14 protein-coding genes are annotated in these 25,737 nt (G+C 67.8%); 8 read left to right on the forward strand and 6 right to left on the reverse strand.

The genetic code is table 11. The annotated features are described in order from the left end of the window. The first annotated feature begins 61 nt into the window (after nt 1-61). The gene (gene sodC / locus NRS07_RS02475) at nt 62-583 is read left to right on the forward strand and encodes a superoxide dismutase [Cu-Zn] SodC (protein WP_259210851.1); all 522 of its coding nucleotides are present in this window, start codon (nt 62-64) and stop codon (nt 581-583) included. Between the two features lie 74 nt (nt 584-657). On the opposite strand, the gene NRS07_RS02480 is transcribed toward sodC, so the two are convergent. From NRS07_RS02480 to NRS07_RS02490, 3 genes are all read right to left on the reverse strand, one after another. After that, on the reverse strand, nt 658-2,322 hold the full coding sequence (locus NRS07_RS02480) for a M28 family peptidase (RefSeq protein ID WP_259210852.1): 1,665 nt from the start codon (nt 2,320-2,322) through the stop codon (nt 658-660). A 76-nt stretch (nt 2,323-2,398) separates the two neighbouring features. Beyond that, nucleotides 2,399-4,696 (reverse strand): M28 family peptidase, encoded by a 2,298-nt coding sequence (locus NRS07_RS02485; protein ID WP_259210853.1) that lies wholly within the window; start codon nt 4,694-4,696, stop codon nt 2,399-2,401. A 140-nt stretch (nt 4,697-4,836) separates the two neighbouring features. Beyond that, nucleotides 4,837-5,502, reverse strand: a complete 666-nt coding sequence (locus NRS07_RS02490) for an energy transducer TonB (protein WP_259210854.1) — start codon at nt 5,500-5,502, stop codon at nt 4,837-4,839. A gap of 310 nt (nt 5,503-5,812) precedes the next feature. Here NRS07_RS02490 and NRS07_RS02495 point away from each other — a divergent pair, with 310 nt between their 5' ends. The 4 genes from NRS07_RS02495 to NRS07_RS02510 are packed head-to-tail and all read left to right on the forward strand — an operon-like array spanning nt 5,813 to nt 10,619. Continuing rightward, nucleotides 5,813-6,463 (forward strand): response regulator transcription factor, encoded by a 651-nt coding sequence (locus NRS07_RS02495; RefSeq protein ID WP_259210855.1) that lies wholly within the window; start codon nt 5,813-5,815, stop codon nt 6,461-6,463. A gap of 8 nt (nt 6,464-6,471) precedes the next feature. Next, nucleotides 6,472-7,407 (forward strand): hypothetical protein, encoded by a 936-nt coding sequence (locus NRS07_RS02500; RefSeq protein ID WP_259210857.1) that lies wholly within the window; start codon nt 6,472-6,474, stop codon nt 7,405-7,407. Then, nucleotides 7,404-8,912 carry a sensor histidine kinase gene (locus NRS07_RS02505; RefSeq protein ID WP_259210858.1) on the forward strand — a complete coding sequence of 503 codons (1,509 nt, stop codon included), beginning with the start codon at nt 7,404-7,406 and terminating at the stop codon, nt 8,910-8,912. The genes NRS07_RS02500 and NRS07_RS02505 overlap by 4 nt, the downstream gene beginning before the upstream one ends. An 18-nt stretch (nt 8,913-8,930) precedes the next feature. Then, nucleotides 8,931-10,619 (forward strand): M14 family zinc carboxypeptidase, encoded by a 1,689-nt coding sequence (locus tag NRS07_RS02510; RefSeq protein WP_259210860.1) that lies wholly within the window; start codon nt 8,931-8,933, stop codon nt 10,617-10,619. A 76-nt stretch (nt 10,620-10,695) separates the two neighbouring features. On the opposite strand, the gene NRS07_RS02515 is transcribed toward NRS07_RS02510, so the two are convergent. The 3 genes from NRS07_RS02515 to NRS07_RS02525 all read right to left on the reverse strand — a co-directional run bounded on the left by NRS07_RS02515 (nt 10,696) and on the right by NRS07_RS02525 (nt 14,206). Next, nucleotides 10,696-12,501, reverse strand: a complete 1,806-nt coding sequence (locus NRS07_RS02515) for a DUF885 family protein (RefSeq protein ID WP_259210861.1) — start codon at nt 12,499-12,501, stop codon at nt 10,696-10,698. Between the two features lie 16 nt (nt 12,502-12,517). Then, nucleotides 12,518-13,654, reverse strand: coding sequence for a branched-chain amino acid ABC transporter substrate-binding protein (locus NRS07_RS02520; protein WP_259210863.1), 1,137 nt, complete (start codon nt 13,652-13,654; stop codon nt 12,518-12,520). A 66-nt stretch (nt 13,655-13,720) separates the two neighbouring features. Continuing rightward, complete coding sequence (locus NRS07_RS02525) at nt 13,721-14,206, reverse strand: Lrp/AsnC family transcriptional regulator (RefSeq protein ID WP_259210866.1); 486 nt, start codon at nt 14,204-14,206, stop codon at nt 13,721-13,723. Nucleotides 14,207-14,353: 147 nt separating this feature from the next. Here NRS07_RS02525 and NRS07_RS02530 point away from each other — a divergent pair, with 147 nt between their 5' ends. From NRS07_RS02530 to NRS07_RS02540, 3 genes are all read left to right on the forward strand, one after another. Next, nucleotides 14,354-16,312: an aminotransferase class V-fold PLP-dependent enzyme gene (locus NRS07_RS02530; RefSeq protein ID WP_259210867.1), complete on the forward strand. Its 1,959-nt coding sequence runs from the start codon at nt 14,354-14,356 to the stop codon at nt 16,310-16,312. A 229-nt stretch (nt 16,313-16,541) separates the two neighbouring features. Beyond that, nucleotides 16,542-24,818, forward strand: a complete 8,277-nt coding sequence (locus tag NRS07_RS02535; RefSeq protein ID WP_259210868.1) for a GH36-type glycosyl hydrolase domain-containing protein — start codon at nt 16,542-16,544, stop codon at nt 24,816-24,818. Next, complete coding sequence (locus NRS07_RS02540) at nt 24,815-25,672, forward strand: outer envelope protein (protein WP_259210869.1); 858 nt, start codon at nt 24,815-24,817, stop codon at nt 25,670-25,672. Before NRS07_RS02535 ends, NRS07_RS02540 begins: the two co-directional genes overlap by 4 nt. Nucleotides 25,673-25,737 lie beyond the last annotated feature (65 nt).

The raw sequence follows: 25,737 nt of genomic DNA on the forward strand, positions 1-25,737 counted from the left end.
TTCGGGGATGGCATACACTGGCCTGGTTGTTTTCTACTCAACCAATTCCGAGGAGCTTGTCATGAATAAACACTGGATGTGTGCTGTCTTGCTGGGCGCGAGCTGCGCCGCCGCCAACGCCGCCGACCTGCAGGTCACCATGAAGATGGCGACCGAGAAGGGCGAGGGCGCTACCGTGGGCACCGTGACCGTCAGCGAGAACCGTCATGGGCTGGTGTTCACGCCTTCCTTGAACGGCCTGCCGGCTGGCCTGCACGGTTTCCATGTACACGAAAACGGCAGCTGCGCGCCTCAGCAGAAAGACGGCAAGCCGGTCGCCGCCGGCGCCGCGGGCGGCCACCTCGACCCGGCCAAGACCGGCAAGCATGGCTTGCCGTGGGGCGAAGGCCACCTGGGCGACCTGCCCGCCCTGAGCGTCGATGCAAAAGGCGCAGCGAGCAACCCGGTGCTGGCGCCGCGCCTGAAGCTGGCCGACGTCAAGGGCAAGGCCCTGATGGTGCATGCGGGCGGCGATAACCACGCCGACCATCCTGCACCGCTGGGCGGCGGCGGCGCACGCATGGCGTGCGGGATCATTCAGTGATGAAATAAAATTTCATTATTGATGGCTGGGTGAAATAAAATTTCACACAGCCATTCGGCCCGCGCGACGAACGCTTACTTCACTGCGCTGCGTGCCTTGCCGAACGGGTCGCCCGCCTTCCACTGCGGCGCGTTCGGCGCATCGGCTACCCTGCGGCCCAGGTTCAGCGTGAACTGTGCCTGCTGCACCATGCCCGCAAGGTCCCAGTTCGGATCGTATTCATCCGACACCTGGTGATAGCGCGCGCGGTAGGCTTTTTGCTTGGCGTCGCTCGCCTGCACGTCTTTCACCCAGCCGTGGCCCGCGCCAACCGAAAACGCCGGCACGCCGGCCTTGGCGAAGCTGAAATGGTCGCTACGGAAGTAGCCGCCCGCCAGGTCGGGCTTGGCCGCTGCGACCTGCAGGCCCATGCTCTTGGCGGTGGCCGCGGCCATCGCGCCCAGGTCGGTGCGCTCGCTGCCCGGAATGCTGACGTCTTTCACCAGGCCGACGAAGTTCAGGCTGTCCAGGTTCAGGTTGGCGACGGTCTTCTCGATCGGCCACAGCGGCTTGGCGGCATAGGCAGCGCTGCCCAGCAGGCCTTGCTCTTCGGCCGCGACCCACAGGAACATCTGACTGCGCTTGGCCGGATTGCGCACGGCTTGCTCGGCCATCGCCAGCAGCGCGCCGGTGCCCGATGCGTTGTCGACCGCGCCATTGAAGATGGTGTCGCCTTCGCTGCCCTGCTTGCCCATGTGGTCCCAGTGCGCGCTGTACACCACGACTTCGTCCTTGAGCTTCGGATCGGTGCCGGGCACGATGCCGGCCACGTTGAATTCGTTGAGCGTGCGTACTTCGGCGCGCGCCTCGCCCTTGACGCGGGCGTTGAGCACTACCGGCTTGAAGGCCTTGTCTTCGGCAGCCGCGCGCAGCTGGTCGAGGTCCTGGCCGCTTGCTGCGAACAGCTTGCGCGCGCTGGCGTCGGTCATCCAGCCCTGCAAGCCGGTGCCGAGCTTGCCCTCGGCCAGCTGGAAGCGCTCGGGGCCGTCCCAGCTGTTCTGCACCACGCTCCAGCCGTACGAGGCCGAAGCGTCGGTGTGGATCAGCAAGACGCCGGCGGCGCCCTGGCGCGCGGCTTCTTCGAGCTTGTAGGTCCAGCGGCCGTAATAGGTCAGGCCGGCGCCATTGAAGCGCTTTGGTTCGGCGGCGGTCGGCGCCGGATCGTTCACCATCATGACGACGACCTTGCCCTTGACGTCCATGTCCTTGTAATCGTCCCAGCCTTCCTCAAGTGCCTTGATGCCGTAGCCAACAAACACCAGCTCGGCATCGAGCGTGTGGTCAGGCTTGGCGTCGCCCGGCCCCCAGACCCAGTCGGCGCCGAATTGCAGCGGCAGCGTCTGGCCGCCCGCAACCAGGCCGAGACTGCTCTTTTGCGGCAGCGAGCGCACGCCCGCGATCTTCACCGGCTGCCGAAAGCTGCCGTTGTTGGCCGGTTTCAGGCCCACCGCGGCGGCTTGCGTTTCGAGATAGGTGACGGTGAGTTCACCGCCGCGCTGGCCGGTGCCGCGGCCTTCGACGGCGTCGGACGACAGGAAAGCCAGGTGGGCGCGCAGCAGCGCTTCCCTGACGGTGCCAGCCGCGGCGGACTGCTGCGACGCATTGGCAACGGCAGTTGCCGCATTGGCGTGCGCCGGATAGGCCAGCGCCAGGCTGCCCGCGAGGGCGGTGAGGACAACGGAGGAGACGATCTTGTGCATGGAATCCTGCTGTGAAAGTTGATGGATGGGGCACGGGGTGCGTCGTCCATTGTATGCCAACTGCTTGGTTGGATTCCTAGTAAAACCTGAGCACGTCCGACGAGATGGTCATGCCGGTGCCGGGCATGCGCGCCGGAGCGCCCGGCGGCAGCAGGTGTACGGGCAGGCCGGGGATGCGTTCCTCGACCACGATGGCGAGCAGGTCTTCGGCCTTGGCGTCGAGCGTAAAGCGCAGCAGCTGGTCTTCCATTCCGTACAGCGACATCGACCACCCGGCTTCGCTCGTGGTCAGTACCTGCCCGTTGACGGTCGAGCGCAGCGGCTTGGTGCCGGCCGCCCACAATTCGACGTGTGGCGCGCGGTTTTGCGAGCGCAAGGTGAATTCGACCTGGCGCGTGGCGGGCTTCGCATTGGTCCAGGCCAGGGCCGGATTCTTCAACACCCGGGCTTCGGGAAACGCAATGCGGTCGTCGCGCGGCGCAATCGCATACCACTGGCGCGGGCTGTGCCAACCGAAGACGTCGACATGGATCGCCGGCGCCGCCAGGTCCGGGAACAGCCCTCTCGACCAGCTGTCGAGCTGCTGCGGCGGCAGCAACCAGTAGGCGCGCCAGCTGTTCATGTCCTTGAAATAGACCAGCCGGTTCGGTTCTACCTGCGCGCGTTCCGGCGCAGCCGGGGCGGCGTCGGCCGCGGGTGCAGGCAGCACCGCACAGCCGGCAAACACCAGTGCCAGCGCCGGTCCTGCGACCGGCCCGACCGGTACCAGGAGGAGCATGCTCGCAAAGCACAGCACCAGGATGGCGATGATCAACGCAGGCACATACAGTCCCTGCGGCGCCAGCGTGGTCCAGGTGCCAACCAGCGCGGGCACCAGCAGCACGGCCGCCGGCACGCAGCCCGCGGCGACGATGGCCAGGCGCGGCAGGGCGCCGCGGGCATGCTGCAAGGCGGTAAAGGCGCCCAGTGCCGCCGCCAGCGGCCAGGCCAGCACATAGGCTAGCTCGGGCGCGACCAGTAACACCCCGGCCAGGACCGCGGCGATCCAGGCCATCGCCCCGAGGAACACCGCGACACCGCCGGCCAGCCAGCGCAGCAGGTAGAGCGCGCCGACGAACAGGCAGCTGCCCATGATGGCGAACACCAGCGCCGGCTCGTGGCTGGCGGCCTGCGTCAGCGCAATGACTTCTTCGCGCCGCTCCCACAGGACCATGCGCGCCGCCAGCAGGATCAGCGCAATGCCAAAAAAGCCCTGTACCAGCGGCGCCACCGAAGTGCCGGCCTGCGCCAGGGCGCGCCGGTAGCCGCGCACCAGCAGCACGCAGCTAAGCAGCGCCAGCGCCCAGGACAGGTAGGCCGAGTGCTCGACGTTGCCCACCAGCGGCAGGGCAAAATAGCTGTGCGCGTAATGGACGCCGCGCGCCAGCGGGGCATTGCCGAAGTGACGCGCCAGGCCCAGCATGGTGGCGTGCGATTGCGCCAGCATGGCCGGGTCCAGGCGCTGCGGCGTATCGAGCACGTGCCTGGCGTCGAAGCGCTTGCCGGTATTTGCAAACAGCAGGGCAGGGGCGTCCATTCGCGCGAGCGGGCCAATGCGCAGCGGCTCGGGCAGCAGCCTGGCCAGCGCCGCCGCCAGGGCAGAACCCTCCAGGCCCGGCACTGCCGTGGCAACGCCGCGCAGCACCGCGCTCCCGGCCCCGGCGGCATCGACCAGCATCGGCGCTCCGGCGCTGCCGGCACTATCGAAGCGCACCGCCAGCCCCACCTCGCGCGCCCACGGATGCTGTTCGGCGAAGCCTTGCGCCCCGAGGGCGCCAACCGTCTCCCCATCGGCGAACAGCAGCACGATGTCGTTCGCATGTGCGGGGCCGGCACGCAGCGCCCTGGCCGTTTCCAGCAGCGCCGCCACCTGCGCGCCCGAGCGTGCCGCGCCCAGCGTGGCCTTGCCGGTGTCATAGTGCGCTGCCAGCAGCAGTGAGGGCCGCGATGGCTGCTGTGGGGCGTTGCCCGGAAGCCGTACGACGATGTTGCGCACCACGCCCAGGGTGACATGGCGGCCGCCCCAGAACTGCACCGTGGTTTTCTTCACGGTGGCTCGGTGCAGTATCGGTGCCAGTCCCATGCCGCGCAGCTGCTCGACGATGTAGTCGCGCGCCCTGGCGTTGGCCGCGGTCGCGATCGGCCGCGGTTCGGCAGCCAGCACGGCCACGTGGCGCAGCATGCGCCCGACATCGGGCGCCGCGGCCGGCGGCAGCGGCGGCGTCGCAGGGGCGATCGCCAGCCAGGCCAGCGCCAGCAGGGTCAGGCAGGCGGCCGCGATCGCGGCCAGGCCAGGGGTGCGCGGCTGCACCCTAGAAAATACAGTGGTCGGCATTGTCTCTCTCCGGTGTTGATGTTGTTATCGGTCGTTGTTATCGGTAGTTGTTATCGGTAGTTGTTATCAGTACAGCAGGCGAAAAAAAGCCCGCCAGGCTAAAAGCTGGGGCGGGCCAAGAGGGGAAAACCGGGTAATACCTACTCGAGGGTCCAGACATAGGCGATCTGCGCCCATCCGGCTTGGGCGGCGCCGGCATGCATGGCCGGCTTGAACTGGCACAGGCTCAGGGCGTTGACCGCGGCGCGATCGAGCTCGCGCGAGCCGCTCGATTGCTGCACCCGCGAGCCCTGCACGCGGCCGTCGGTGCCCACCATCAGCGCCAGCGTCACGGTGCCAGTCTCGCCATTGCGCGCCGCATTGACTGGATAGGCCGGCTTGGCGCAGCTATCGGCATCGGCCAGCACGGCGCTGCCCATTACCCCCGGATTGCTGCCGGCGTCAGCCGGCGCAGGTGCGGCGTCGTTGTGCGAGGGCAGTGCCGGCTGTGGCGCCAGATCGGCCTCGGTGCTGGCCTGCACCAGGTCATCCATCGGCGGCGGGGTGGTGTCGAGCTCCTGCTTCGGTACGACGATGTCGGGCGTCGAGACGCTCGCTCGCGGTTGCGGCGGTTGCGGCGGCGGCGGCGGCGGCGCAATCTCGGGCTGCATCCACACGATCTGGTCTTCCAGCAGGGCCGGCAGGCTGATGGTCTTGCTGCTCATCGCGCTCATCGCGCCTACAGCGAGCAGCGCGTGCAGGCCTGCGACCAGGGCGAACTTGCCGGCCTTGCCGCCGGGAGCTTCATTGATTTGCGAAAAATGCATGGCGATCTCCTTTTATTGTGGTTAGGCGACCAGGTCGCCAAACTTTCTATGACAGGAAAAATCTGCTTCTGACAGGCTGTAGAAGCAATATATGCCATGGCATAGCAATAAGTAAAGCGATTTAATAGTAATTCTGCATGCCATGGGTCGGATGCGAACCATCAGAGCAGGAGAAAAAGGGGCGCTCGCATCGTGACGCGTTGTATGAAATAATCATCCTATTGCCCGCACCCATTCCGTCGATTGGCACACCGAGCTGCCAGAACTTGGTAAGCGAATGTCAGCGGGCCTCAAGACAGGAGCAAAAGTAGTGTCCGAAGAAAAAAAACCGATTCGCGTGATGCTGGCCGACGACCATCCGATCGTCATGACCGGCTTTGCCATGTCGCTGGAAGCGGCAGACATGCAGGTGGTAGGCCAGGCCAAGACCCCGAGCGAGGCGGTGGCGCTGTATGCGGCGCAACAGCCCGACGTGGTGATCCTCGACATGCGCTTCGGCACCGAACTGACCGGCCTGGATGCCGCGCAAAGCATCCTGAAGAACGACCCGGGGGCGAAGATCATTTTCTTGAGCCAGTTCGACCAGGACAGCCTGATCAAGGAAACCTACCGCTTGGGCGCGCATGCCTTTGTCACCAAGGATTGCGACCCGTCCGACCTGGTCACCGCGGTGCGCCATGCGCACGACGGCAAGCTGTATTTCCTGCCCCAGATCGCCTCGCGCCTGGCCAGCCTGGCAGTGCGCGGCGACGTCACGCCGCAATCGCAGCTCGATGAGCGCGGGCTCGAGATCTTCAAGCTGATGGCCGAGGGCATGACCAATGCCGAAATCGCCGAGAAGCTCGACCTGTCGACCAAGACCATCAGCAACGTGAGCCAGTCGATCAAGGAAAAGCTGGGGGTGCATCGCCAGGCCAACATCACCCTGCTGGCCGTGAAGCACGGCCTGATCGAACCCTAGGTGGCGCGATGCGCCGCTTGACACAACTGCCGTATCGGCTCCTGAGCGGCGCCGCGGCGCTCGCGCTGCTCGCCGGCGCGGCGCAGGCCGATCCTGTCAAGGACGAAGAAGTCACGGGCTTTCGCTTCCAGATCATCACCGGCGACGACAGCCAGGTCACGCGCCGCATCGCCGAAGACCTGTACAAGCGGCTGGTGCCGACCTTTGGCGCCTTTCGCACCGAGCTGGCCCAGCGCCGCCGCATGCTGTATGTCGCGATCGGTCCCACCGCGCTGCGCGATGCGGTCGGGCGCCGCTGCGACTGCGTCGTCATCTCGGCCTTCACCTCGAGCCAGGTGTGGCGCGCGGTGACCAAGGGCGTGCCGGGGCGTGCCGCCTCCATGACCGCGGTGTACGCCGAACCGGCGCCGGCCGACCAGCTGCGCCTGGCCGCGCTGCTGTACCGCCGGCCGGTACGCGTGGGCGCGATCCTGGGGCGCGACACTGCCTTCCTGCGCCCCGAGCTGGAAAGCGAAGTCGAGGTGCAGCCGCTGGCCTTGGACGACGACATTAATCACACGCTCAACCGCATGGCGCGCGCCGAGGTGCTGCTGGCGCTGCCCGACGGCGACGTCTACAACCCCGAGAACGTACGCAACATCCTGCTCTCGACCTACCGCCGCAAGCAGGGCGTGATTGGCTTTTCGGCCGACATGGTGAAAGTCGGTGCGCTTGCCACCACCTATTCAGAGATCGAAGACATCAATACCCAGGTAGCCGAGATCGCGGCCAGTTTCGTGGCCACCGGCGAGCTGGCCCCGCCGCAATTCCCGCGCTACTTCCGCACCCTGGTCAATGAAGGCGTGGCGCGTTCGCTCGACGTGCGCGTGTCCGACGAAGCGCGCCGCTTCGCACGCTCACCGGCGCGCTCGGCCGTGCGCATGGCGCCGGCTCCGGCGCCATGACGCTGCGCTTCTGGCGCGGCTGGAGCATCGGCCGGCGCATGACCTTCATCACCATGCTGCCGGTGGCCTGCCTGTTCACCTCTTTCGTGTGGTATTCGTGGTATTCGCACCGTTCGCAGGTGGCCGAGGAACTGTCCGAGCGCGGACGTATCCTGGCGCGCGCGCTGGCCGAGACCAGCGAGTACAACGTCATTTCCGGCAACCTGTCCGACCTGCGCCTCACGATCAACGGCCTGGTGCAGTCGGACAGCAGCCTGTATCGCATCGAAGTGGTGGGCGTGGACGGCGCCCAGGCGGTGCGCGTCGATTCCGAATCGGCGATCGACGCCCAGAAGCATTACTACGAGGCGCCGATCAAGAAGCAGGTGGTGTGGATCAACCTGTTCACCGATAACGGCACGCCGCATGTGTCGGCGTCGAGCCTGCTGCGCCCACCGACGCTCACCACCGAGATCGTCGGCTGGGTAAGGGTGACGATGTCGCCGTCGAACATGATGGCCAAGCAGACCCGCCGGTTCCAGTTCGAGCTGGGCATCGCCGCGCTGGCGCTGGCAGTGAGCGGCATCCTGGCCTGGGTACTGGCGCGCTCGCTCACGGTGCCGCTGCGTGAAGCAATCGGGGCCCTGAGCCGGATCCGCAACAGCGACTTTGGCGTGCACCTGCCCGTCACTACCGGCGGCGAGATGGGCGAGCTGCAGGCCTCGATCGGCGAGATGGCGCTGGCGCTCGACGAATCCAAGCGCGACCTCGAGAACAAGGTAGCCGAGCGCACCCGCGACCTGCTGGCCTCGCGCAACGAAGCGCTGCGCGCCGACGCCGACAAGCGCAAACTGATCCAGAAGGTGAACTCGATCATCGAAGACGAGCGCAAGAGCATCGCGGTCGAGATCCACGACGAACTCAATGCCTCCTTGATCGCCGCGCGCCTGGAAGCGCAGGCCATCGGGGCGCTGGCGGCCAAGGCGGCGCCGGGTCCGGAGATCGACGAGATCGGGCGCAAGTCGCAGGCCATCACCAAGCTGGCGCTCGACCTGTACGCCAATGGCCGCCGCCTGGTGCGGCGCCTGCGTCCCGAGGTGCTCGACATGCTGGGACTGCACGGCGCGGTGGAAGAAATGGTGCGTCACTACGACAGCGGATCCGGCTGCGGTTTCGAATTCCACGGCGAGGGCGATCTCTCGCGCCTGCCCAACGAGCTGGCCATCTCGGCCTACCGCATCGTGCAAGAAGCACTGTCGAACATCATGAAGCACGCGCAGGCGACGTCGGCGCAAGTGCGGCTGGTGCTCGACGAAGGCGCGCAGACGCTGCGTATCGTCGTCGCCGACGACGGCAACGGTTTCGATCCGGCCAGCGCCTCGGAAGGCATCGGCATCATCGGCATGCGCGAGCGCGTCTACGCGGTGCACGGCGTAATGGACGTGCGCTCCAGTCCAGGCGGCGGCACCGTGCTGGCAATCACGCTGCCGTTAACTGCGCCGGTGCCCGTGCCGGCTCCTTTTTAATCACACCTACAGGCAACCATGGCCAACGAACTGTCCACCCCTTACGAACAGGGCAACTTGAACCAGACCACTACGCTGCGCGACTGCATCGCCTGGTACGAAGCGCTCGCGCTGCGCTATCCCGGCGTGCTGCGCTTTTCCCAGGTAGGCGTGTCCGATGCCGGCGTGCCGATCCACGCCGGCGTGGTCACCAGCGACGGCGTATTCGACCGCGAAGAGCTCAAGCGCGCCGGCCGTCCGGTCTTCTTCAACAACAATGGCATCCATCCGGGCGAGCCGGAAGGCGTCGACAGCTGCATGGCGCTGGTGCGCGACTTCTGTACCCAGCCCGAGCGCCTGGCCGCGCTGGGCAAGACCGTGTTCCTGTTCGTCCCACTGTACAACGTCGATGGCAGCCTCAATCGCGCCGACACCTCGCGCGTGAACCAGGACGGCCCGGAACAATTTGGCTTTCGGGGCAACAGCCGTCACCTCGACCTGAACCGCGACTTCGTCAAGTGCGACACCTTGACCGCCCGCGTGTTCAACGAGCTGTTCACCGCCTGGGACCCGGACGTGATGGTCGACACCCATACCTCGAACGGCGCCGACTACAGCTATACCATGACGCTGATCCACACGCAGGCCGACAAGCTGGGCGAGGAACTCGGCGGCTTCCTGCGTTCGACCATGCTGCCGGCCATGTATGCCGGCATGCAAGCGCGCGGCTGGCCGACCTGCCCCTATGTGAACCCGGTGAAGGACAGCCCGGACCACGGCATTGCCGAATTCCTGGAGACCGCACGCTTTTCGACCGGCTACGCGGCGCTGCATCACACGATCGGCTTCATGCCCGAGACGCACATGCTCAAGCCGTTCCAGGATCGCTACGAATCGATGCGCGCGCTGGTGGAGACTGCACTGGAATTCACGGTGCACAACGCCGGCCAGATCCAGGCCCTGCGGCGCGCCGCCAGGCAGCGCGGCCGTACCCGTGCCGAGTGGCCGATCCACTGGGCGATGGACGAGACCAATCCGTCTTCGTTCCGCTTCAAGGGCTATGAAGCCAGGTACAAGCCGAGCGTGCTGGGCACCTACACCCGCCTGTGGTACGACCGCAGCAGCCCGTGGGAGCGCGACATCGCCTATTACAACAGCTTCCCGGCCGATATCACGGTGCCTGCGCCGCGCGCCTACGTCGTGCCGCAACAGTGGGTCGAGGCGATCGAGCGCCTAAAGTGGAACGGCGTGCGTCTCGAGCGCGTGGACGCCGATCGCATGCAAGAGGTCGACTACTACCACATCGTGTCGGTGAGCTCGCGCCCGAACGCCTACGAAGGCCACATGTTCCACGACGACGTGGTGCTGGAAAAGCGCCGCGGCCAGGTCCAGCTGCGCGCCGGCGACTATATCGTGCCGCTCGACCAGGACCAGGCGCGCTATGCGGTCGAAACGCTCGAGCCGCTCGGCCACGACAGCTTCTTCCGCTGGGGTTTCTTTAACAGCGTGCTGGAGAAAAAAGAGGCGTATTCAGACTACGTGTTCGAAGACCACGCGGCCGAACTGCTCAACGACGAGCCGGCGCTGGCGGCGAAGTTCGAAACCTTCAAGCGCGACAATGCGGCGTTGCTGGGCAACCAGGAAGCGGTGCTGGACTTTATCTTTGCGAATTGCGAGCGCTATCGCGAGCCGGAGTGGAGAAGGTACCCGGTGTTCATGATCGGCTAAGCACGCATCGAACCCCGCTGCGGCTTGCACGCGTAGCGTGGGCAGAGCCATCCTGTCCACGCTACGTAGAAAAGGGCTATTTAGACGCCGCGATCCATGCGTCGACTTTCTTCTCCAGCACCGCCAGCGGCAGCGTGCCTTCATCGAGCACCACCCGGTGGAACTCCGGCAGGCTGAACTTGCTGCCCAGCGCGTCTTGCGCGCGCTTGCGCAGCTCCATGATCTTCAGTGAGCCGATCTTGTAGCCCAGCGCCTGGCCCGGCCACACCATGTAGCGCTCGATCTGCGCGCGCGCCTCGGCTTGCGAATAGCCCAGCGTATCCTGGAGATAGCGGATGCTGCGCTCGCGGCTCCAGCCCTTCGCATGCAGGCCGGTGTCTACTACCAGCCGCGCGGCGCGCAGCATCTCGTCGTTCAGGTGCCCGAAATAGTCTTCGGGCTTGTCGAACAGGCCCATCTCCTTGCCCAAGGTCTCGGCGTACAGCGCCCAGCCTTCGGTAAACGCGTTATTGCCGCCAAACTTTCTGAAGTTCGGCAAGCCCAGCTCCTGCACCAGGGCGATGTGGAAGTGGTGGCCAGGCTGGCCTTCGTGCAGGTAGAGCGTGACCATGCCGGTGCTGCCGTACTCCTTGGGATCGTTCACCACCGACCAGAACACGCCCGGACGCGAGCCATCGGCCGCTGGCGGCGTGTAGTGGTCGGACGCGGTTGCACGCGACAGTTCCGGCTCCAGGCGCAGGTCGAGCGGCGACTTGGGCATGAGCGTAAACAGGGCTGGTAGCTTGGTGCGCACTGTCGCATCGAGCTCGCGGTAGACGTCGATCACCTGCTGGTCGGAAGTGAAGGGCTTGAACCTGGGCTGCTCCGACACCCAGCGCGGCAGGCCGGCGGCGGGGCCGGTGTAGCCCATCTTCGGTCCGATCTCGCCGTATTCGCCCTGGATGCGCGCGACTTCTTTCAGGCCGATCTGGTGGATCTGGTCTGGTGTAAGACTGGTGGTGGTCATCGCCGCGGCACGCGCCGCATACCAGGCGGCGCCTTGCGGCAGCGCGCTCCAGCCGGCGCTGGTACGGGTCTTGGGCAGGTAGTCGTTCTCGATGAAGGTCGCCAGTCGCTTCAAGGCCGGATTGAGCTTGTTGGCGATCGCCTTGCGGTAGGCCTGCGTCAGGCTGCGCTTCTCGGCTGCCGAGAAGCTCGCTGGCATGTTCTTGATCGGCGTATAGAAGATGCTGTCTTGCGGCTTGCCCGCTACCAGCTGCTTGAACTGCGGCAGGCTTGACAGCATCGGCTCGCGCGGCTGCACCACACCGCGCCGGATCCCTTCGCGCATATTGACGATCGACTGGTCGATGTGCGGCACCAGCTGGTTCAGGCGGCTCAGGTAGGCGCGGTAGTCGCGCGCGGTAGCGAGCGGCTGTGCGCCCTGGCCACCGGCGTAGTTCGCCATGATTACCGGCATGCTGATCATCTGGTCGATCGGAAGCAGGTGTTCCGGGAAGGGCGCCAGGCTCAGCGCGGTCTCGAGCTCGAACTTCAGGACGTCGTGGCTGGTCTGGTCGCGGCTGCCCAGGCGCTCGCGCGGGATCGCATTGAGCCGCCGCAAGTAGCTGCGGTAGAGCGCGAACTGCTGCTGGCGCAGCCTCGGCGAGATCGACAGGCCCAACTTGTCGTTGAAACGGCTGTCGCCGTTTTCGGTCGCCCATACCGGCTCGAAGCGCGCCAGCGACTCGTAGTATTCGTCAGCCAGGGCGTTGATCTGGCGGCTTTCGGCGCTGACTGCAGCGGCGGCAGGCTTGGGTGGCGTCGTCGGCGCGCCGGATGCCGGCGCGCAGGTCAGCAGGGCAGCTGCGGCGAGCGCGCCCAAGGTGAAAAGTGCTTTCATCGTGGTTCCTCGTGAATCAGTAGCTGGCCAGCGGCGTCAATGCGCCATTCTTGAACGTGTAGACGGTGACGGCGGTCTGCTTCAGGTTGCCCTTCGGGTCATAGCCGTATTTGCCAACCACGCCCTGGTAGCCGATCGTATGCATCGCCGCGCCGACCTTGGCCGCGTCGGTCGAGTTGGCGCTCTTCATGGCCTGCGCGATGAACTTGGTCTGGTCGTAGAACGACGGCGCGTACACGTCCGGCTCGCGCTTGAAGCGCGCCTTGTAGCTGTTGATGAAGGCCGGGCCACCCGGTTGCCGGGCGACGATGGCGCCGGCCTGCGCGCAACGCACGTTCTCGCCGACCGCCGCGCCGCCCAGCTTCGCCATCTCGGGGCTGCACAGGGTATCGCCACCGAGCAGCGGCACATTCAGGCCAAGCGCCTTCATCTGGCGCACCATCGGGGCCGCTTGCGGCGCATAGCCGCCGAAGAAGATTGCATCGACGCGCTTGGCCTTGAGGGCGGTCAGGATGGCGGCAAAGTCGCTGGCCTTGTCGGTGGTGTATTCATGCCCCGCCACCTTGATGCCGTTGGCCCGGGCCTGGCGCTTGAATTCCATCGCGATGCCCTGGCCGAAGGCAGTGCGGTCGTCGATGATGCCGATGTTCTTTATCTTCAGTTCCTTGGCCGCATAGGAGGCGACCGAGCCGCCCACCTGGGTGTCACTGGCAACGATGCGGAACACGGTCGGGTAGCCGGACTGGGTGATCTTGGGATTGGTGCCGACGGTCGACATCAGGATGCCATTGTCGTTGTAGACGCGCGAGGCGGGAATCGCCACGCCCGAGTTGTACGGGCCGAGCACGAACTTGACGCCGGCGTCGGCGAACTTCTGCGCCACGGCCACGCCCTGTTTCGGATCGCCGCCGTCGTCTTCGGATTGCAACTGGAAGCGCAGCAGCTTGCCGCCAACCTGGAGGTTTTGCGCGTTGAGTTCTTCGATGGCGAGGCGCACGCCGTTCTCGTTGTCCTTGCCGGCAAAGGCGTTGGAGCCCGACAGCGGACCGCTTACCCCGATTTTCACGACCTGCTCGGCGGCGCCCGCACCCGCGGCATGCACGGCCAGCAGCGCGGCCAGCGCCAACGGCGCGATGTTCATCTTGATTGGCATTGCTTGGTCTCCATCATTGTGAATTCAACGTCGCCATCATCGCACGATTCAGCGCTGTGTTTGAACTCAGGCGGGCAGCCCGTGCGAGATCAGTTCCAGCGGCAGCGCCGTGGTGCACTTGATCTGCTCCATCGAGAACGCGGACGAGACGCCATCCAGGCGCGCGGCCTTGATCAGCTTTTTATAGAAACGGTCGTAGCCGGCGATGTCGGTGGTGACCACCTTGAGCAGGTAGTCGACGTCGCCGCTCATACGGTGAAATTCGAGCACTTCCGGCAGTGCGACCACGGCCGCCGCGAACCGCTCGAGCCATTTTTCATCATGCTCGCTGGTGCGCACGCTGACAAACACCGTCACCGGCAGCCCGACCTTGTTGCGGTTGACGATGCTGACACGGCTTTCGATATACCCGTCTTCTTCCAGGCGCTTGACGCGCTTCCAGCAAGGGGTGCTGGACAGCCCGACCTTTTCGCTAAGGCCGGAAATCGAGAGGGTAGCGTCCGCCTGCAATGCGGCCAGAATGGCGCAATCAAACTTGTCGAGTGAATTCATTTTCCAAATTGGATATATGGAGAATAGATATGCCAATCAGACTGAATTTGGCAGGAAACTTGGTATGCAATGACCGGGTCAATTCCGTAGCATATCCGTCAACGATAACACGATCCGAAGCAACTAATTACCTTTTTGTAATTCTTTATGATCATAGAACTTTACCTCGACGCGAATGCCACGTCAGCGGTGCTGCCGGCAGCCGCCGCGGCTGCCAACGCCACCATGCAGGACTGTTTCGGCAATCCGAGCAGTAGCCACGCGGCCGGCCTGCGCGCTAAGGCCTTGCTCGATGCGACCCGCGCCGCCGCGCGTCGCGTGCTGGGCGCGGCCCGGGGGCGGGTGATGTTTACCAGTGGCGCCACCGAAGGCATCCAGACCGCGGTCCTGTCGGCGCTGTGCGCGGTGCGCGAGCGGCGCTTGCGTGGTATCTCGTGCGGCGACCTGCTGCTGGTTGGCGCCACCGAGCACAAGGCGGTGCCGGAAAGCCTGGCGCACTGGAACCGGCTGCTGGGCACGGGGTTGGAGCTGCGCACGCTGCCGGTGGACGCCGACGGGCGTCACCGGCTGGACCTGCTGCGAGAACTGGCGCCGCGCGCGGCCTTCGTGTGCACCATGGCGGCAAACAACGAGACCGGGATCGTCTCCGACCTGGACGGCATCGCGGCCGTGCTGCGCGACACCGCCAGCCCGGCGCTATGGATGGTCGACTGCGTGCAGGCGCTTGGCAAGCTGCCCCTGGCGCTGGATCGCACGCGCATCGACTACGCGCCGTTCTCGGGTCACAAACTGTACGCCCCGAAAGGTATCGGCATGCTGTATGTGCGCGAAGACGCGCCTTACACGCCGCTGATGTGCGGCGGTGGGCAGGAAGGCGGCCAGCGCTCGGGCACCGAGAACATGGCCGGCATCGCCGCGCTTGGCGCGGTGCTCGGCGCGCTGGAAGCGGGCGGCACGTTCCGCTCCCACGCCGGGCTGCTGGCATGCCGCGACCGGCTGGCAGCCGCGCTGCGCCAGGCCTTCCCGGATCTTGTCTGGAACGCGCCGCTGGCGCATGCCCTGCCGACCACGCTCAATTTTTCGGTGCCGGGCCGCAGCAGCAAGGAACTGCTCGACCTGTTCGATGCCGCCGGCGTGCGCGTCAGCGCCGGCTCGGCCTGTTCGGCTGCGAAGACCGCGCCGAGCCATGTGCTCGACGCCATGGGGGTGCCGCCAGCGCGCAGCGCGGCAGCCGTGCGCATGTCGTTCGGCCCGCTGGTGGACGACGCCTTTGTCGATGCGGCCTGCGCCCGGATCCTTGACTGTGGCCGGGCATTGACGGCGGCAAGCGCGCCGGCGGGGCTGCAGCAGCTCGAAGATGGCGGCGCCAGTGGCTGGCTGCTGTTCGACCCCGCGGGGCGCGAATGCATCGCGATCGACCCCCCGCTGGCGCTGGCGCCGCGCATTGCCGCCGATCTGCGCGCGCGCAGCTGTCGGCTAACGGCCTGTTTCGACACCAGCCCGGGCGCCGGCGGGGCCGATGCGCTGGGTGAACTGATGGCGGTGGCGCCAGGCTGGCCGGGGCGGCCCACTGCCGCCGGCGCACCCGAATCGATCGCACTGGGCCAGGACCTGCTGGTCAGGAACGGCAATGCCTTTTTGCTCGGTCGTACCGACGGCGCCGGCCTGCCCGGGCACGCCGTGCGCTTCGTGTTTGGCGTCATGCCACACGAAGCGTTGATCGCCGCCACGGTTTTGTGCTGCCACCGGATGGGCGAACCCGCGGTGTCGCGGCCGGGCGCCGACGCCTTGCCCGAAGACGGCATGCATCTCGATGCGGCGGCTGCGCATGCCTTGCTGGAAGCCAATCCGGACGCCTTGCTGGTCGACGTGCGCGAACCGCCCGAGCACGCGGCGGGCGCCGCACGCTTGCGGGGGCGCGCGGCCCAGCATGTTCCACTGTCGCAGCTGGCCGGGCAGGCCGCGGCCTGGCTCGATGGCGCAGCCCGTCCGCTGGTGTTCGTGTGCCGCAGCGGCAATCGCAGTGCCCGCGCCGCGCGCCTGTTGCGTGGTCTTGGCCACGCCCAGGCCTGGCATGTTTCGGGTGGGCTGGCGCTGGCCGGCTGAGCTCTTCCAGACAGGTCGACAGGCCGACTGCGGCGACGGCGTCTTGCAACCCGGCCGCGCATCGGTCTCCAGTGTACGTCACCGCACAGTGGGCGCCGCCACCTTCTTCTAGCATGGTGGTGGCCGTGCGCGCCCAGCCATGTTCGTCTACTGACCCGCCTTACTGAACCGCCCCGGGCGCCCGGCGTGCCAGCAGTCGACAGCGCACGCCTCAGTATCGAGAACCCTGTTGAACCTGGAAAAAAACCCGATGGCCGAATCCGCGTCCCCGCTGCAAGCTGGTACCGGTAGCGGCGGCAATGACGTACCGATGAACGCCACGCAGCGCGCTGCCCGCCTGACCCGGCACGCGCGCCAGCTTGCATCGCGCCACCGGCTAGCCGGCGGCGACGGCGCACCCGGCCTGCGCATATTGCTCGCCACCCATGCCAGTGCGCTCGATGCGGCCGTCCAGGCGCTCGACCGCGCGCGTCTGGACGGCCGCGACTTGCCGGACGCCGCCAGCACCATTGTCGAGCATGCATCCTTGATCGATGCCCAGTTCCGGCTGGCCCGCGGCCAGCTGTTGGGCGACGAAGGCGTGCTGCCCTGCCTGGAGCAGCCGGCCGCCGCGCGCGTGCAAGTGCTGGCGCAAGAGGTGGCCGCCCAGAACGGCGGCCGCATCGAGCATGCCAGCCTGGCGCGCTTCATTGCCGCCTACCAGGATGGCCAGCCCAAGGACACGCCGCTGCTGCTGGCCGAGTTGCGGCTGCTTCCGGCGGCGCTGCGCCTGGCGCTGCTGGGCCGCCTGCGCGACATTGCACTGCGCTGCGAACGTGACTGCCACGCGCGGGCGCTGGCGGCAGGCTGGGCCACGCGCATGCGCGATACCGCCGAGCACCGCTCGGGTGACCTGATCCTGCTGGTGGCCGACATGGCGCGCGCGGTCCAGCCCATGGGCAGCAGCTTCGTGGCCGAACTCACGCGCCAGCTGCAGGGGCGGGGCGGGGCGCTGGCACAGGCGCTGGCCTGGATCGATGCGCGCCTGGCCGACGACGGCTCCAGCATCGCGCAGCAGGTGCAAGACGATGCCGACGCGCTGGCGGCGGACGCGATCGATGCTGGCCACTGCCTGGCCAGCCTGCGCCAGTTCGGCGCGATCGACTGGCGCGCGCTGCTAGAAGAAACCAGCCCGGTCGAGGCCAGTTTGCGCGCCGACCCGGCCGGATGCTATGCGCGCATGGATGGCCCAACCCGCGACCTGTACCGGCACAGCATCGAAACACTGGCGCGCAGCAGCAGGCGGCTCGAGTCCGAGGTGGCCGAAGCGGCGCTGGCGCTGGCAGACGTGCACCGGGCGCCGGCCGAAGGCGGCCTTGACCCGCGCCAGCGCCATATTGGTTACTACCTGTGCGGTCCGGGCGCCGGCGCGCTCGAGGCGCGCCTTCAGGCGCGACCTGGCGCCGACGCGTGGCTGCGCCGGCGCGCTGGTGCCACGTCGCTTGCGCTGCGCATCGGCGCCACTTGCCTGCTCACGCTGCTGTTTGCAGTGGCCGCCGTCGTCTGCGCGCGCCAGGGCGGTGCCGGCCTCGCGCTGCAGGCCATTGTTGCGCTGCTGGCGCTGACCGGCGCCAGCGCGCTGGCCACGGCGCTGGTCGACCTGATGGCGACCTGGCTGGCACGTCCCCCCGCCACGCCACGCATGGACTTCAGCCATGGCATACCGAGCCAGGCCCAGGCACTGGTGGCGGTGTCCGCGCGCCTGACGACCGGTGCCCAGGTCGACGCCCTGTGCCGCGACCTGGAAGTGCGCTACCTGGCCAACCGCGACCCGCGCCTGCGATTGTGCCTGCTGGCCGACCTGCACGATGCCGACGCCGAAGCGCTGCCCGGCGATGCGGCACTGGTCGAGCGCGCGGTCCTGGCCATCGAGGCCCTCAACCGCAAGCATGCCCAGCGCCACAGCTTCGAGACGCAGGACGAAGACGGCCAGCCGGTCACGCTCACGCAGCGCGTCGAACCGTTCCTGATGCTGCAGCGTCCGCGCACCTGGAACAGCGGCGAGCAGGCCTGGATCGGCCGTGCGCGCCGCCGCGGCCAGCTCGCCGACCTGAATGCCTGTCTGGCCGCGCGCGGGGCCGACTGCGGGCGCGAGCGTTTTTCCCGCACCGCTGGAAACACGACCGGCCTGGCGGAAGTACGCTACGTGATCACGCTCGACGCCGCGATCGACCTGCCGCGCGACGCAGCCAGGCAACTGGTCGGCGCCATGGCCCATCCGCTGAACCAGCCGGTGCTCGATGCCGGCGGCACCCGTATCCTCGAGGGCCACGCCATGCTGCGTCCGGTCATCGGTGGCGCGCTGCCCGGCAGGCAGGGCACGCGCTACCAGCGCCTGTGGGCCGGGGCGCGCGGTACCTGGGCCGCGGCGCTGGCCGGACACCAATGCGACACCCAGGGCATGTTCGGCTGGGCCGCGATCTACGACGTCGATGCCTACGAGCGGGTACTGCGCGAACGCCTGCCCGACGATGCGCTGCTCAAGCCAGGCGCGGTCGACGAGGGTTGCCTGCATGCCGCGCATGACTGCGGCGTCCGGCTCGAAGAAGCCTTCCCCGACAGCTACGGCGAGCACGCCGTGCGCCGCCACCGCACGGTGCGCGCGGCCTGGCAGTCGGCGGGCTGGGTGCGCGCTGTCGTGGGCCAGGCCGGCACGCCGCGCGAAGCCAACCCCATGACGCCAGCCTACCGCTGGCAGCTGGTCGATGCGCTGCGCGACAGCCTGGTGGCCCCGGCGCTGGTGTTGCTGCTGGTGCTGTGCTGGAGCACGCTGGCCGCGCCCGCGTTCTGGATCGGCGCCGTGCTGTCGGTATTGTTCTTGCCTGCGCTGGCCGGCAGCCTGGTGGCGCTGGCCGACCGGCCGCACGACGCTCCCTGGCGCCAGCACCTCGATGCCTGGGCCCGCGGTGCCAGGGTGGCGCTGGTGCGCGCGGCGCTGGCGGCCAGCTTCCTGCCACATGCCGCGTGGTGCCAGCTCGATGGCATCGCGCGCGCGGTATGGCGCCGCCACGTGTCGCGCCGGCGCCAGCTCGAGTGGCGCTTGCCGGCGCTGTCGCGTCCCGGCCGCGTGATCGCCAACAACTGGATCACGATGTGGATTTCGCCGACGCTGTCCGTGGCGGTTGCCTTGTTGCTGACCTTCGCCAACCCCTATTCTCTGTTTACTGCCGCGCCGGTGTTGCTGGTGTGGTTCCTGTCGCCGGTGCTTGCGTGGTGGACCAGCCTGCCGCTGCGCCAGCGTCCACCGCGCCTGACGGCGGCGCGGCATGCCTTTGTACAGCGCCTGGCGCGGCGCAGCTGGAGCTTCTTCGAAGATCACGCAGGCCCGCACAACAACTGGCTGCCGCCAGAAAGCGTGCAGGAACATCCCCATCCGCTGGTGGACGCACGCACCACTCCGGGCGCCATGGCGCTTGGCCTGCTGGCCACGCTTGCTGCGCGCGATTTCGGCTACCTGCCGCTGGGCGCATTGCTCGGGCGGCTCGACGCCGCGCTGGCGTCGATGGCGCTGCTCGAGCGCTGGCACGGCCACTATCTTGCCGCCTACGACAACGCCAGCCTCGCGCCGTGCGAACCGGCCTGCGTGGCGACGGCCGACAGCGGCTGGATGGCGCTGTCGATGCGCACGCTGGCTGCGGGCCTCGACGAACTGGCCGATGCGCCGGTTGCCGGCCCCCAGGCGCTGGACGGAATCCGCGCCGCGCTGCACGTGGTCGACGAGCTGGCCGCGGGGCAATCCGCTCCGGTGCGCCAGCTGGTCGCTGCGATATGGGCCGCGCTCGACCCGAAGCGCTGCCGCGCGACCGACACCTTGCCCGGCCTGTCCGAATGCCTGCGCCATGCCGCCGATGCCGCCGATGCGCTCGAAGCCGCCGTGGCCGAGGGTCATGCGCAGGACCTGCGCGACTGGGCACGGCGTCTGGCGGCGCAATGCCACGCGGTGCGCGACGACTTGTTGACCCTGACGCCGTGGATACGCGCGACGCAAGAATATGTGTTCGACGCCAGCCTGACGCGCATTCCGACGCTGCGCGAACTTGCCGCCATCGAGCCAGCGGCCGGCACCCACCACGACCTGGCGCGGCTGGTACGTGATGGCCGCACCCAGGCCGCTGCGCTCCTGGCGCAAGCTGCTGAGCTGGCAGCCCAGGCCCGCAGCCTGGGCGCGATGGACTTCGCCGCGCTGCTCGATCCGCACACCGGCATACTCTCGGCTGGTTGCCACATCCGCGAAGGCCGGCTCGATACCGACAGTTGCGACCTGCTCGCCAGTGAAGCGAGCATGGCCAGCTTCGTGGCGGTGGCGCAGGGCCAGTTGCCTCAGCAGCAATGGTGGAGCCTGGGACGGCCGCTGCGCATCGCCGGCGCCGAGCAGCTGCTGCTGTCGCGCTCGGGCGCGCTGTCGGATTACCTGGCGCCGCAGCTTTTGATGCCGTCGTGGCGCGAGTGCCTGCTCGAGCATGCCGGCCACGCCGCCGTGCGCGCCCAGGTGGAGCACGGGCGCCAGCATGACATGCCCTGGGGTTTTTCGGAGTCGGCCTGTAATGCAGTCGATGCCGCCCTGCGCTTTGAGTTGCACCGTTTCGGGGTGCCGGCGGCGGCCTTGCGGCGCGCCGCGCAAACCGACCTGGTGGCCGCGCCGTATGCGGCCATGCTGGCGCTGCCGCTGGCCCCATCACTGGCCCTGGCCAATCTCGAACGCATGGCGCACCAAGGCCTGGACGGCGCATATGGTTTCGTCGATGCGGTCGACCATACGCCCGGTCGCCTGCCACATGGCGAGCAGCAGCATGTCGTACGCACGGTAGTGGCGCGTCACCAGGGCATGGGACTGCTCGCGCTGCTGCAGTCGCTGCACGACGCGCCGATGCAGCGCCGCTTCGCCGCCGATCCCGAACTGCGCGCGGCGTTGCCGCTGCTGCAGGAGCCGCTGCCTTCGCGCGGGGCCTCGCCGCCTGCCGCCTATGGCGGCGCGGCGCGCCCGGCGGCGCCGAGCGGCGCGCGCGTGATCGACCGCGCCGCCAGCGCCATGCCAGAAGTGCAGCTGCTTTCGAATGGCTGCTATCACGTGATGCTGGCGAGCGACGCGAGCGGCTACAGCCGGTGGGGCGACACCCAGCTCACGCGCTGGCAGCCCGATCCCCTGGGAGGCGGTGGCGGCCTCGGATGCGTGCTGCGCGACAGCGCATCCGGCGACACCTGGTCGGCGGCGCAGGCCCCGGCATCTGGCGAACCGGAACGCTTCCAGGCCGTTTTCGCCGAAGCGCGCGCAGTGTTCGAGCGCGAAGAGCGCGGCTTGGCCATCGTGTGCGACGTGGTGGTGGCCCCGAACGACGATGTCGAGCTGCGGCGACTGCGCATCCGCAACACGCTGGCCCTGCCGCGGACCCTTGAACTCACCAGTCATGTCGTGCTGGCGCCGCCGCACGCGGCGCAGGGCGAACCCGGCCAGCCGGTGCGCATCGACGACGCGGCGCAGGCGATGCTGTGCTCGTTCGGGGCGGGCGCGCCTTCGGTGCTGCACATGATGACGGTGCGCGCACAGGCCAGTGCACCGGTGTTTTGCAGCACCTGCCTGGATCCTGCCGACGCGCTGCCGCCGCTGGATGACGCGCCGCACGCGCCGGCGCTGGCGATCCGGCGCAGCATCACGCTGGCGCCCGGCCAAGAGGTGACCGTTGACCTGGTGCTGGGCGCGGCCGCCACTCCCGCCGCCGCGCGCGCCCTGGCGCTGCGCTATCTCGACGCGCAGGCCGTGGCCGGGGCGATCGACGCCGCATGGATCCACGGCCAGGCCTTCCTGCGCCACGCCGGCCTGGGTGAGGCGCAGGCCCAGCTCTACAACCGGCTGGCCGGCTGCCTGCTCGATCCGGTGCCAGGACTGCGCGCCGACGCCGGCGTCATCGAACGCAACGTACGCGGCCGCGCCGCCTTGCACGCCTATGGCGTGGGCGCCGGCCGCCCGCTGCTGGTGCTGGTGCCGGGCCAGAACAGCGCCCTGGTAAGCGAAACCCTGCTGGCGCATGCCTACTGGAATGCGCGCGGCCTTGGCGCCGACGTGCTGGTGCTGTGCGACAGCCGCACCATGCGCGACGAAGTGGCCGGCCTGGCGCTGGGCGCCCAGGACGGCATTCGTGTGCATCTGCTGGAAGATATCGAGCAAGAAGACCGCATCTTGCTGCGCGCGGCGGCGCATGTGCTGCTGCTGGGCGAGCACGGGTCGCTGGCCGACCAGCTGCGCCGCGCGGCGCCGGCCATGCCGGCCTGGCCCGCGCCCTTCACCGCTCCCTCTACCGCTCCCTCTGCCGCGCGCGCGAACGCCGGCCAATGGAGCGCCGGCACTCCGGCGCCGTTCGACGAGCCGCTTCAGTACGGAGACGGGGTGGGCGCTTATTCGGCGGATGGACGCGAATATCTGATCCAGGGCAGCCAGTCGGTGCCGGCGCCATTGGCGAACCTACTTGCAAACAAGCTGGCAAACGCCGGTTTCGGCGCCACGGCCGCGGCCGACGGCAAGGGCGGCACCTGGTATGGCCGCGACGACCTGCGCCTGACGGCGCACGACGGCGAAGCGTTTTATCTGCGCGACGACGACAGCGGCGCGGCCTGGTCGCCGACGCCGTGGCCGATGCCCTCGGGCCAGCCTTACCTGACGCGCCACGGCTTCGGCTACACGCAGTACGAACACGAGGCGCATGGAATCCGATCGACGCTGCGCTGTTTCGTCGCGCCTGGAGACGCATTGAAATATTCCGTGCTCAGGCTGCGCAACAATTCCAGCACGCCGCGGCGGCTGTCGGTGACCGGGTACGTACAATGGCTGATGGACGATGCCGCCCTGGCCCCCGGCCTGCAGGTGGTCACTAGCATCGACGTCGCCAGCGGCGCCCTGATGGCCCGCAATGCCTTCGGCACTGGGTTCGGCGAACGGGTTGGATTCTTCCATGTCGAGGCAGCACAGGTGGCGTGTACTGCCGACCGGCGCGAATTTGTCGGGCGCCACCGTAGCCTGGCGCGGCCGGCAGCGCTCGAACGCAGCAGCTTGTCGGGGGCGTTCGGCGCCGCGCTCGATCCGTGTGCGGCCCTGCAGGTGGTGGTCGAGCTGCGTCCTGACGCAGAAACCGAACTGGTGTTCCTGCTCGGCGTGGCCGGGCCAGACAGCCTGGCGGCGAGCCGGGTCGTGCAGCAGCACGGCGGCGCCAAGGGCGCGGCGCTGGCGCTGCGCCAGGTGCATGCCTTCTGGGACGACCTGCTCGGCACCGTGCGCGTCGAGACGCCGGATGCGGCCTTCGATCTCTTTGCCAACGGCTGGCTGCCCTACGGCGCGCTGGCCGGCACCATGGGCGCCAGTCCTGCCCGGCAATTACAGGGCGCCATGGCAGCGGTGCACGGTAGCCCGGCCACGCTGCGCGCGGCGCTGTTGCGGGCTGCGCGCGAGGACATCGGCGGCGCGCACTGCCTGGTCGAGGATTTCTTGTGGCTGCCTTTCGCACTGCACCGGTATGCCAGCGTGACCGGCGACTATGGCGTGCTGCGCGAACCGACAGGCGGCGATCCGTCGAGCGGCACGCGCCTGGCGGGCGACGATCTGTACCAGTACTGCGTGCATGGCCTGCGCGGCTGCCTGCGCTTTGGCGCGCGCGGGCTGCCCTTGCAGGGCGCCCGCATGCACGAAGGCGGCCAGCGTTCGGCCAACCAGTCCGAGAGCGTGCGGCTGGCCTTTGTGCTCGCCACCGTGCTGCAGCGCTTCGCCGAGGTAGCGGATCGGCGCGCCGATTTTGGTTTCGCCACTACCTGCCGCGGCGCCGTGCTGGCGCTGAAGGCGCAGGCGGAAGAACATGGCTGGGATGGTGGCGCCTATGGCATTGCTGGCGCCGATGGCGACAGCGCCGTGGCAACGCAGGCCTGGGCCGCGCTGGCCGGCGCCGACCCCGCCCGCGTCCAGCCTGCGCTGGCGGGCAGCGCCACGGCCACGCCGCAGGATGGGCGCAGCGCCGCATGGATGGCGCTGGCCCTGGGCGGCGACGGCGCGGCCACACGTGCCTGGGAGGTGATCCGCGCGTCGAACCCGGTCGCACCGTCGGCTACCGGAGCTGCGTCTTGCTGCTACGCTGGCGCCCCTTGTATCATGATCGACGGCGTGGTCGCCGGCTGGACCCAAATCTTGCTGACCGACGCGCTGCTCGGCCTTGGGCGCACGCTCGACTGCCTGGCGCTGGCGCCGCTGCTGCCGGCAGGCTGGGACAGCTTGCGCATGCGTTACCGCAGCGGCCGCACCGATTATCTGGTCACGGTACGGCGCGCAACGGTAGGCGAGCGGCTCGTTCTCGACGGCCAGCCGCACCAAGGAAATACGATCGACCTCGTCGACGATGGGCGCGAGCACACCATCGACGTGTATGTGGAACGCCAGCCGGCCGAAGCCATGGCCAGCCATCACGACAACCATTCAGGAACCAAGACATGACCAGGAAGTTTTTCACGGCGGCGAGCGCCGCCCTGCTGTGCTGCAGCGCGCCGCTCGCTGCGCAGGACTGGAGCGACAATGCCGTCAGCTACCGCTATGGCACGCGCTTTGCCGAGCCCTTCAATCCAGGGCACATCAAGAAGCATGTACTGGCCTTTACCCACGCCAGCGGTTACAAATATGGCAGCAATTACCTGAACCTCGATCTGCTGAAATCCGACAGTTCCGATCCGCGTTCGCTCGGCAGCAGCAGCGGCGCGCGCGAAGCCTACCTGCTGTATCGCCACACGCTCGACCTCGGCGCCTTGCACGGGACCGAAATCCGCTTCGGCAAGGTCAAGGGCGTGGGCTTGACGCTCGGCTTCGATGTCAACCACAAGACTGACGTCGGCTACAACTCGCGCAAGCGCATGCTGGTTCTGGGGCCGACCCTGACGTGGGATGTACCGGGCTTTCTCAATACCGGCATCCTGTGGCTACGCGAAAGCAATGCGCCGAGCGGCCCGTTCCCGCCAATTGCCAATGTGCGCGGCCGCTACACGTACGACACCCATCCGATGTTCGGCGCCAGTTGGGGCATTCCGGTGGCGCAAGGCTGGTCCTTCGAAGGCTACCTCAACTTCATCGCTGCCAAGGGCCTGGACGAGACCGGGGCCCCGACCAGCGCCGAGACCAATCTCGACATGGCGCTGATGCATGACATCGGGCCGCGCCTGGGCTACCCGAAAAAACGCATCCGGGTCGGCCTCGGCTACCAGTTTTGGAACAACAAGTTCGGCAATGCGCGGTCGACGACCGGTGGGGCAGGGCAGCGCGCCAGTACGCCGATGCTGCGCGCGGACATCCATTTTTAAGGGGCCGCAAGTCCGTTGAAATCGCTCAATAGATGTAGTTAAATAAACAAGCAGCGCGGCGGTGC

This window comes from Massilia sp. H6, assembly GCF_024802625.1.
Lineage (GTDB): Bacteria > Pseudomonadota > Gammaproteobacteria > Burkholderiales > Burkholderiaceae_D > Telluria.

Coding starts and splice junctions, on each gene's coding strand:
- NRS07_RS02530 (WP_259210867.1), top strand. CDS start 14,354: ATGATCATAGAACTTTACCTCGACGCGAATGCCACGTCAGCGGTGCTG.
- NRS07_RS02510 (WP_259210860.1), top strand. CDS start 8,931: ATGGCCAACGAACTGTCCACCCCTTACGAACAGGGCAACTTGAACCAG.
- NRS07_RS02520 (WP_259210863.1), bottom strand. CDS start 13,654: ATGCCAATCAAGATGAACATCGCGCCGTTGGCGCTGGCCGCGCTGCTG.
- NRS07_RS02515 (WP_259210861.1), bottom strand. CDS start 12,501: ATGAAAGCACTTTTCACCTTGGGCGCGCTCGCCGCAGCTGCCCTGCTG.
- NRS07_RS02525 (WP_259210866.1), bottom strand. CDS start 14,206: ATGAATTCACTCGACAAGTTTGATTGCGCCATTCTGGCCGCATTGCAG.
- NRS07_RS02540 (WP_259210869.1), top strand. CDS start 24,815: ATGACCAGGAAGTTTTTCACGGCGGCGAGCGCCGCCCTGCTGTGCTGC.
- NRS07_RS02485 (WP_259210853.1), bottom strand. CDS start 4,696: ATGCCGACCACTGTATTTTCTAGGGTGCAGCCGCGCACCCCTGGCCTG.
- NRS07_RS02490 (WP_259210854.1), bottom strand. CDS start 5,502: ATGCATTTTTCGCAAATCAATGAAGCTCCCGGCGGCAAGGCCGGCAAG.
- sodC (WP_259210851.1), top strand. CDS start 62: ATGAATAAACACTGGATGTGTGCTGTCTTGCTGGGCGCGAGCTGCGCC.
- NRS07_RS02500 (WP_259210857.1), top strand. CDS start 6,472: ATGCGCCGCTTGACACAACTGCCGTATCGGCTCCTGAGCGGCGCCGCG.
- NRS07_RS02505 (WP_259210858.1), top strand. CDS start 7,404: ATGACGCTGCGCTTCTGGCGCGGCTGGAGCATCGGCCGGCGCATGACC.
- NRS07_RS02480 (WP_259210852.1), bottom strand. CDS start 2,322: ATGCACAAGATCGTCTCCTCCGTTGTCCTCACCGCCCTCGCGGGCAGC.